Source organism: Protofrankia sp. Cj3 (assembly GCF_917627355.1).
Lineage (GTDB): Bacteria > Actinomycetota > Actinomycetes > Frankiales > Frankiaceae > Protofrankia.
The window spans coordinates 1-6,300 of the sequence record NZ_CAKJTR010000051.1 but is presented as its reverse complement, the minus strand read 5'-3'; the positions used below and the strand labels follow the sequence as shown (position 1 = coordinate 6,300).

Sequence of the window (6,300 nt, the reverse complement as noted above, 5' to 3'; positions counted from 1 at the left end):
GATGGCCTAAACAGCACTTCAGTATGCACCGGTACAGACCAGGTGGCAAGACCCGTTGTGATGCTTACGATTTCCTGATCCGCCAGCAGGCCAGGCGTGTCCGGCTCACAGACGACGACCAGGACACGCAACGGGCCTTTCTCTCTGTCGGGAGCCCATCGACCGTCGTGCCGGTGCCACAACGACCAGGGTATTTCGTGGTCCTGGAAGAAAAAACCGGAGAGGCCGTCGCCAGCCGGCCCATCTCCGTAGATCAGCTCCCATGGCAGCTCACGGAGGTTGCCCGGATCATCCTGTGCGGCAGGCAGTGCGAGGAGCACCCGGCGGGGCGGATTCGTCTGAAACGAAGCCCACGCCTCCTCAACATCACCTCGATTGAGGAGGGCGAACAGGCTCTCGCCCACGCGGCACAAGAAGGTCTCGTCGCTTCGCTGCCCGGGCAGCGGGCTGTTCGCAGGCAGCTGGTCTCGGATAGCCTGAAGATCCACTACGGAAAAACATGCGCTGCCAGACGACAACGGTGTTCGGGTCCGTACCTGCCCTGCTCCGCACCGCCCGTCGTAGCGATACAGATTGACGATGTAGCTTTCCGGGTTCGTCGGGTCGGATTGGATGTCGAAGACCGCGGTGGGTCGGTTGTCCGGGCCCGAAACGCCAGGTGGCTGCATGTGCGGGGGAGATGTCGTCATCCGGTCAGGCCGCGGACGGGTTTCCCGGGGCGCCGGCCGCGGCGGCCGGCATGAAAACGATCTCGACATTTCCGTTCGAGTCGTGCTCGAAACTGGGGATCGTCGTACCAGGGCGGATGTGTACTCCGCCGGCTATAGCGCCGGCCAGCACCAGCCTGGTCGACGTCGCCACAAAGATGTCACCGACTGCGATGACCCTGGTCAGCGGCCAGTTCACCCACCAACCTGGCCAGCGTTGCGCGACGATGCGTCGGTAGTTTCCCACGACGTCTGGCATTTTCTCCCCCCGGATGCCGACAAACCACGCCGAACAAGTGCTCTGCGCGATCGGTCAGCATCATAACGAATTCGGACAATCAGTTGTCCGTCGGTACCGTGTCCAGGACCGGACATCCGAACGGTTCGGGAGCGCCGTCAGTGGACGCGGGGGTCGGCGGGGCAGTCCAGTGCACTGGCCCTGGTCAGACCGCTGACGGTCAGGCGGGCGGACAGCCGCACAGGCCCCGGCGAGTCGGTGAGGATGCCCGTCCAGCCGTCCGCGGCCTGGAACACGCAGGCCTCGTGGCCGTCATCCAGTTGCCAGTATGGCGTGAAGTGGACGAGGACGGTCGCCATCCCGGGTGCGGAGAAGTCCACCGCGAGTGAGCTGACCCCGAGCTCGGTCAGGCTCGCCGGCCCCCGCACGAGGCCGGGCGCATCGGCGACCAGCCAGACCTTCCAGTGCGCGTCCGACCACGCGAGCTCCAGGTAGGGCTGCCCGGCCGCGAGCAGCTTCGCCTCCTCGACGGCGGAGGAATCCAGTTCCACATCCGGCAGGGCCACGAACCGGACGCCGCGCTCAAGCAGCCACTGGTGGTAGGTGTCGGGGGCGAGGGTGCCGTCGTAGAACAGCGAGTTGTACTTCATGTCGAGCTGCCGTTCCCAGCCGCGGGCCAGCGGGACGTGCGGCGCGACGAAGGAGGCCTCCCAATGCGCGCGGGTGAACGGGACCTCCACCCGGCCCGCCGCCACCGGGCCATGATCAAGATAGTCGAGCAGGCCGGAGTAGTAGCTGCCCTGGCCGGAAGCGTCCCCGTAGGTGGCCAGCGCACCGTGCACCGGGCCGATCTGCCAACCGATCAACGGTATCGCGACAACAAGCAGTACCCGTGGCCGGCGGGCCAGCAGCATCGCCGCGACCGGGCCCGCGAGCAGGGTCGCGGGCCGGGCGATGTTCCCGCCGATCTGTGTCGGGACGAAAAAGAAGACAGCCGCGGAAACAGCCCACAGCCCCAGGCCGCGCCGGATCGCCACCTCCTTCTTCGGGACGACGACCAGCCCGGCCGCGATCAGCGCGAGCAGCGACAGGAACGTCAGCGCCGGAAACGGCTGCACACCGTGTTCGGGAAACAGCAGAGCGACGAGGATGCCGCTCGCTGCCCCGGCCAGCGGCAGCACTCGACGCCGGTCGAGTGTGCCGACCAGGGCAAGCCCAGCCAGCAGCACGAACCCACCGGCGAGCGGTGAGGCGAGCGACGAACCGATCGCGCCCACCCACGCGGCCGTCATCCGGCGCTCACGCACGCCGAGCAGCGCGAGCGCGCCGAAGGCCATCCCGAGGGCGAACGGCATCCGCCCGACGACGAGGTTCGCCACTGTGGCGACCGCGAACCAGACCAGGGCCAGGTCGTGACCGTGCGCCCGGCCGGGCCCGCGCAGCAGCCGCGTCGCGATCATCGTGGACGCCACACCGGCCAGGCAGCCCAGCACCTGCACCCCGAACAGCGCACCCAGCGGAGGGAAGAGCACGCTGTAGCCAGGTACGGTATGCCCGCCGTACCACTGATCGTCCCACAGGGTGGCACCACCGTGCTTGAACAGCCACACTCGATATTCCTGAGCGGGGGTGTCCGGGCCGGTGAGCCCAAGCGCCAACGACAGCCCGCACAGCAGCATAGTGATCAGCCATGGTCGGCGCCGGAGCACCTCGACGATGGCCGATGCGGCGGCGAGAACGCCCCGGACCGCCCGATGCCGAGGCCCCTCGCCCACCAACCCGACGAAGCGGGGCCCGACGGCGGAGGTCCCCGCCCGGGATGTCCCCGCCCGCCGGAACGGGAGAAAAACCGTTGGGAAGGAGCGCGTCACCGGTGGTCCGGGTTCACCCGTCAGCGACCGCTCTGTCACGATTCGGCGTACCGCAGTTCCGTGTACCGCAGTTCCGTGTACCGCAGTTCCGTGTACCGCAGTTCCGTGTACCGCGGTTTCACGTGACACGGTTTCACAACGCTCGTCGGGGTAGCCGGCGGGATGCTCCTCGCGATACCCGTCCCGCGACCGGCCTTCCCAGGGCCGACGTCCCCCGAGCCGATGTCCGTGCGGCCCCCGTCCGCGCAGGATGGTGCCGAGCAGACCCACCCGACACCTCCCACTGTCCAACGTCTGGGAACCCGCTGACCGGAACTACCCGGTCAGCGCCGGTCCGGACCCCCGGCGGCGCCATCGGCCGGGGGCAACGAAGACCCAATCGGCGGTTTCGTCCGCGTATCGGCCCGTTTCATGCACCCACCGTATGCCCGACGCTGATGGGCACTGTCGCGGCGGTTACCACCGTCCTCGCCGAAGCCCGGCTCGGTCCGCGTAACCCGGACACGCTCAATCCCTCGTCCTGGTGGGGGATCCTCCCATCCAGCGCGCCGCCTGACGTTACCCGGGGCTGGCTGGCCCCGATCGCGGCCCTCGGTGTAATCATGCTGTGTTTGTCCTGGTGCATCCTGATCCGTGCGACCACCCGCGCGGTCCTCGCGCCATCCCGCCTGGCTGTCGCCTCGTTCGCCTGGAGCCTGCCGTTCGCTCTCGGCCCGCCGCTGTTCAGCCGGGACGTCTACGCCTATGCCGGTCAGGGCGAGCTTGCCCGCCACGGGCTGGACCCGGCGACACACGGCATCTCGGCGCTGCGCGCGTTCGGCCCCCACCTGGACGCCTTCGTGGCCGCCGTGGATCCACGCTGGCGCGAAACCCATGCCCCCTACGGGGGGACAGCCGTGTTCGTCGAGAAGACGGCCGCGGCGCTCGGTGCGGCGCTGTTCGGCACTGGTCCGATCGGCGCCGTGCTCCTGCTGCGCCTCGTCGCCGTGATCTCGGTGGTGGCGCTGGTGACGCTGACACCCCGCCTGCTGCCCCGGCGGACCCGCAACCAGCGGACCGGGCTGGTACTCGCCCTGCTCGCCTGCAACCCGGTCACCGTCATCCATCTGATCGGCGGAGCGCACCTGGACGCGTTGGCCGGCGCGCTGACAGTCACGGCGCTCGTGCTCGACCGCCACCGGCGCCGCTGGGAAATCCAACGGCAACGGGACCGGGCAGCTGGATTCGCGATCGGTCCGACCGTGAGCCGGGCCGGTGCTGTCGCCCTTGCCTGCCTGGCCGGTACGGTCAAGGCGACCGCCTTCCTCGGTCTCGTCGTGCTGCTCCTCCTCCACCTTCGTGAACAGATCATGACTGGCTCCGACGCAGCCGCCAGGACCGATGCGCCCCGGCGCGCCACGGGCAGCGCCGCCGCGGCGGCGGGCGCGCTCCTTGACCTCGCGGTGGCCACGGCCACGGCCGCGGCCAGCATGGTCATGGCCGGCTTCGGCCCCACCTGGATCGCGGCGCTGGCCACCTCTGGCACACTGCGGACCGGCATCGCCCCGGCCACGCTGCTCGCCCACCTGATCTCCCCACCGCTGCGGCTGCTGGGTCTCGGCGGCCATGCCGACGCGGCCCTCGCTGGCTGCCGAATGCTGTCGTTGCTCGTGGCCGCCGCTGTCGTCGCATGGCTGTTGGGGCGGGCCTGGCTCAGCCCGTCGACGGACGGGCCTGCCGGACGAGCCCCGGACGATATCGCCATCGTCGGCGTCGGCGGCATCGCCGTGGCCCTGGGCAGCCCGGTTCTCTATCCCTGGTATCTGGCGCTGGCCCTCCCAGCCCTGGCAATCATGATCGCCATAACCGGCGCACACACACCGCGCCGAATTATGATCTTCATATCGGTGACCCTCTGTCTGACATCGCTCGCCTCGCTGGCTCCGACCTGGGCCCTGCTGGACCGGGCACGTCCGCCCGGACACACGGTGCTGGCCGCCGCGGCGCTGGCCGCGTCCACCACCATGATCGTCGTACCTCTCGCCAGGGCAGCGGCCAAGCGGCGCGGACGGCGTACCAGCAGACGATGAGAAGCAGACCGTTGCGAGCGACCAACAGCAGGCTCGCGACAACCCTGCCCTGGATGACGTCCTCATAGCGGACCGGGTAGACCACGAACGAGAGCAGGCACGTGGCCAGCAGACCGGCGGTGACCCGGCGACGCGGGTCACCCACATGGTGCCCCGCTGATACGGCCTGGCCGGACAACAGCGGGCGGCAGGCGGCGACGGCCAGTACCCACACCAGATACTGCGGGCTGAGCACCCGGCTTGTCACGAGCACGACCAGCAAAAGCGCCAGCATGCGATCCGCAGGGTCGCTCGCCATCCGAGCTTCTTCGCGGCCACGGGACGGCCGAGGCAGCCACCACCGCGCGACCGCGGCCAGCACGACCACAACCTCCACAAACGAACAGGCCGTTGCCACCAGTTGCGCCGCGTCGGATCCGAACTGCAATGCCCCCCAGGCATACACCGGCCCGGCATGCAACCCGACCATGTGCGCGAGGACGAACGGAGTCGCGGCGACAGCCTCGACCTGCAAGCCGCGGGCCTTCTGCGCGTCCAGGAAACCGAAGGCGTCCCGCCACCAGCCGGCGGCGAACAGCACCCCCGTGACCAGCGCAGCCGCTCCCGCCATCCCAGCCACCAAACGCAACAGGGCAGGATGGGGCGACAACCGGGCCAGGCGTCTGCCCGAACCCGGCGCGCCCAGCGCGAGCAACAGCAGCACCGGCCACACCTTGACCGCGGTGCCGAGACCCACCGCCAGGCCGGCCCTGCCCCAGTTTCCCCGGCCGCCTCCGCTCGGCCCACTCAGTGCCGCAACAGCCGCCACGGTCAGTAGTGCCGGCACCATGTCGAAGCGCGCCATCGTGACCGGGCCGAGCCCGCAGATCCCGATCAGCCAGAACCGGGCCGCCGACACCGAACGGCGAGCGACGATGGCGGTGATTGCCGCGTCCGACGCGAGAATCATCAAAAAGAAGCCGACGCCGTACGGGAACCTGGTCACCGCCTCCAGCGCGGACGGGATGGCCAGCACGACGGCCGCGGCGGGAGGGTACTGCCAACGTTCGTCGGTGACCGGCAGACCCCAGCCATGGACCAGATCACCGCCCCACCGGTCATAGAGCCGAACATCGCCAAGCACGCCATGCTGGGCACCCAGCACCTTCACCGCGATGGCCAAGGTAATCAGAAGTAGCCGGCTGACCAGCCAGAACAGCCAGATCTGCCGGGCCGTCCACGGCTCGAGCCACGCGGCCCGACACAGTCGCAGCGCCGATTCCAGCCGCCCGCGGGCGCGGTCCACGCAGCCTGGAGGATGGTCCGTAGACCCGTTCCCCGGCCGCCGACCAGACCATCGCGGTGTCGCCCTTGCGGGGCGGATATCTACCGTCCGCACGATCAGGACGGTAGACCGCCTCCCCCGTGCAACGCCT

The 6,300-nt window shown here is 69.3% G+C and carries 4 protein-coding genes and 1 pseudogene; 1 reads left to right on the top strand and 4 read right to left on the bottom strand.

The features are described 5' to 3' along the window. From MJ783_RS09465 to MJ783_RS09455, 3 genes are all read right to left on the bottom strand, one after another. Window positions 1-404, bottom strand: a 404-nt coding sequence (locus MJ783_RS09465; protein ID WP_239310007.1) for a hypothetical protein, incomplete at its 3' end; no start/stop codon positions are given. 289 nt (window positions 405-693) lie between these two features. After that, entirely contained in the window at window positions 694-966 is a 273-nt protein-coding gene (locus MJ783_RS09460; RefSeq protein WP_239310006.1) for a hypothetical protein, read from the bottom strand. A 137-nt stretch (window positions 967-1,103) separates the two neighbouring features. Beyond that, window positions 1,104-2,624 carry a hypothetical protein gene (locus MJ783_RS09455; RefSeq protein ID WP_370651581.1) on the bottom strand — a complete coding sequence of 507 codons (1,521 nt, stop codon included), beginning with the start codon at window positions 2,622-2,624 and terminating at the stop codon, window positions 1,104-1,106. Between the two features lie 629 nt (window positions 2,625-3,253). Between MJ783_RS09455 and mptB the strand changes: the two genes are divergently transcribed. Beyond that, complete coding sequence (mptB, locus tag MJ783_RS09450; protein ID WP_370651580.1) at window positions 3,254-4,885, top strand: polyprenol phosphomannose-dependent alpha 1,6 mannosyltransferase MptB; 1,632 nt, start codon at window positions 3,254-3,256, stop codon at window positions 4,883-4,885. A 352-nt stretch (window positions 4,886-5,237) separates the two neighbouring features. On the opposite strand, the pseudogene MJ783_RS23630 reads toward mptB, so the two are convergent. Continuing rightward, window positions 5,238-5,870, bottom strand: a pseudogene (locus MJ783_RS23630) (hypothetical protein); the annotation flags it as partial. Window positions 5,871-6,300: the final 430 nt, after the last annotated feature.